Source organism: uncultured Fibrobacter sp., assembly GCF_937877005.1.
GTDB lineage: Bacteria > Fibrobacterota > Fibrobacteria > Fibrobacterales > Fibrobacteraceae > Fibrobacter.
Genome location: NZ_CALEFV010000050.1, coordinates 1 through 2,426 on the forward strand (window position 1 = coordinate 1; position 2,426 = coordinate 2,426).

At 52.1% G+C, this 2,426-nt stretch carries 1 protein-coding gene and 1 pseudogene; both read left to right on the forward strand.

Annotation, left to right across the window (positions count from 1 at the left end; all coding sequences use genetic code 11):
* Window positions 1–111, forward strand: a pseudogene (locus Q0628_RS15675) (YebC/PmpR family DNA-binding transcriptional regulator); the annotation flags it as partial.
* Between the two features lie 135 nt (window positions 112–246).
* The coding region (locus Q0628_RS02895) for an ATP-binding protein (protein WP_298768073.1) at window positions 247–2,426 on the forward strand (2,180 nt) is incomplete at its 3' end.

A 2,426-nucleotide genomic window follows, 5' to 3' on the forward strand; every position in this document is an offset into this window, starting at 1 on the left:
GGACCGGACCCGGACAATAACTCAAGCCTAAAAGACGCTATCGCAAAGGGCAGAGCTGCAAATATGCCTAATGAGAATATTCAAAGAACAATCAAAAAAGCAGCAGGCAAAGCACTTCGTACAGCTGGCTCATTTGTTGAACACATGTCATTTTAAAATAAGGCGGTTTATACCGTCTTATTTATTTTTAAAATACTGATATCTCCTTTTCCTGTTACATTAGGAATTACCATATATGTTCCATTATTGCATTTTTCTTCTACTATACTTCTGTTCGGGTTCATCAGTTGCAGGAACACCAACGTGCTGCGCCTGGTGAATACGGTGCTTGCCCTCATATTCTTTGGCGGTGTGGTCAGCCTGTTTGCAATTATTGCCTGCAAGGGCGGGATTGATTTCTCGGATATGGGCCCGGCCTTTGCGACGGCGGGAGTCGCGAAGGACCATTCCCCCCTGATGCAGATCGTGAACGTGCTGGTGCTTGCCCCCTGGGCATTTGTAGGCTTTGGCGTGGTGAGCTTTGCCTCTTCCACCTATGACTTCAAGCCGAAATACGGTTTCGCCATCATGGTGGCGGCTCTTGCAACCGGAGCGATTGTCTACGCCTTCATAGCTCTTCTTTCGGTTTCGGCAAACCCTGCAGGATCCGGCAATTGGGAAACCTATTTTGCCAACCTGAAGAATCTCAAGGGCATTGAATCTGTCCCAGTATTCCACGCCGTTTTCAGGACCCTCGGCAACGGCGGCCTTATTGTGCTCGCCATAACCATCACGGCGGCCATTTCCACGAGTCTTCTTGGGCTTTACCGAACAATCGGGCGCATGTTCCTGAGCCTCGCCGAAGATTCCGTGATGCCGTCCTGGTTCGGGCATATCAACCGTCACGGCGCCACCAACTACGGCATTATCTACGTGATGCTCTTTTCCTGCATTATTCCGTTCTTCGGGAGAACGGCCATCGGCTGGATTGTGGACATCACCTCCATCAGTGCATCTATCATTTATCTGTATGTTTCTGCGGGGATAGTGAAAATTGCCCGCAGTGAAACCGGCAGACAAAAGACAGTGCTGAACTTTACCGGAATCCTGGGTGTCGTAATATCCGCCTTCTTCTTTTTCTTCCCGCTTACGCCGACGCTTTGGAACATGAACACCATCGCTACGGAATCCTTCATGATTCTGATGGCGTGGAGCATTGTGGGGTTCATCGTATACAGGGCCGTGTTCATGCGCGACCAGGAGAACCGTTTCGGCAAGTCGGCCATCATGTGGGTGACCATGCTGTTCATATTGCTGTTCTCGGCGGTGATGTGGGAACGCCAGGTCACTAACGACGAAACCGAGGATGTCATCGCGCATATCACCGAGTTCCATACGGATCTGCATAAAAAGATGCATATTCCCATGACCGAAGCCCAGGTGGTACAGGAAAAGGACTTCATGGAAGAGCAGATGGACCTTGTCCGCGATTCCCAGCTGAAGAACAACCTGGTAGAAACGCTCTTCATTATCCTGTGTATTTTTATCGTGGTGAACATCTACCGCACGCAGCAGCAGCGCGAACAGAAACTGGACCGCGAAAAGCATATCGCCGAGGAATCCAACAGGGCAAAGACCATATTCCTTTCGAACATGAGTCACGACCTGCGCACGCCCATGAATGCCATTATCGGCTACACCAACCTGGCGCGCAAACCGGAGGCGACCCCCGAGCAAATCCAGAAATACCTGACCAAGATCGATTCTTCGAACATGTACCTGATGGCCCTCATCAACGACATGCTCGAAATGAGCCGCATCGAAATCGGGAAGATGGAACTGGAAGAGCGGCCCACCGACCTGCGGAAAATGATGGACGAAATCCGCGACATGTTCGAGGCGCAGATGGTGGGCAAGAACATCGCCTTTGCCGTGAAATACGACGGCCTCAGGAACCCGGTGGTGCTCTGCGACAGGAACCGCATGAACCGCGTGATTCTGAACCTGGTCAGCAACGCATTCAAGTTTACTTCGGAAGGAGGGCACGTTTCCGTGACTCTCGCCGAAAAGGAATGCATCGAAGAGGGCAAGGCCGCGTTCGAAATCCGCGTGAAGGACGACGGTATCGGCATTTCGCCCGAGTTTGCAGACCGCGTGTTCGATGCCTTCGAGCGGGAGCGCGTCTCGACTATCAGCGGAGTGCAGGGTACGGGCCTCGGGCTTGCAATCGCAAAGAACGTCGTGAAGTTGATGGGCGGGACAATCAAGTTTGAATCGACAGTCGGCAAGGGGACGGAATTCTTCGTGAACGTGGAACTGAAGATGGCGAGCGGCACGGAGGTTCCCGAAAGTGGCAAGCGCAATATCTCCATCGCGGCCAAGGCGGATTTCACGAACATGCGCCTATTGCTGGTGGAAGACATGGAAGTGAACCGTGAGTTGGCAAA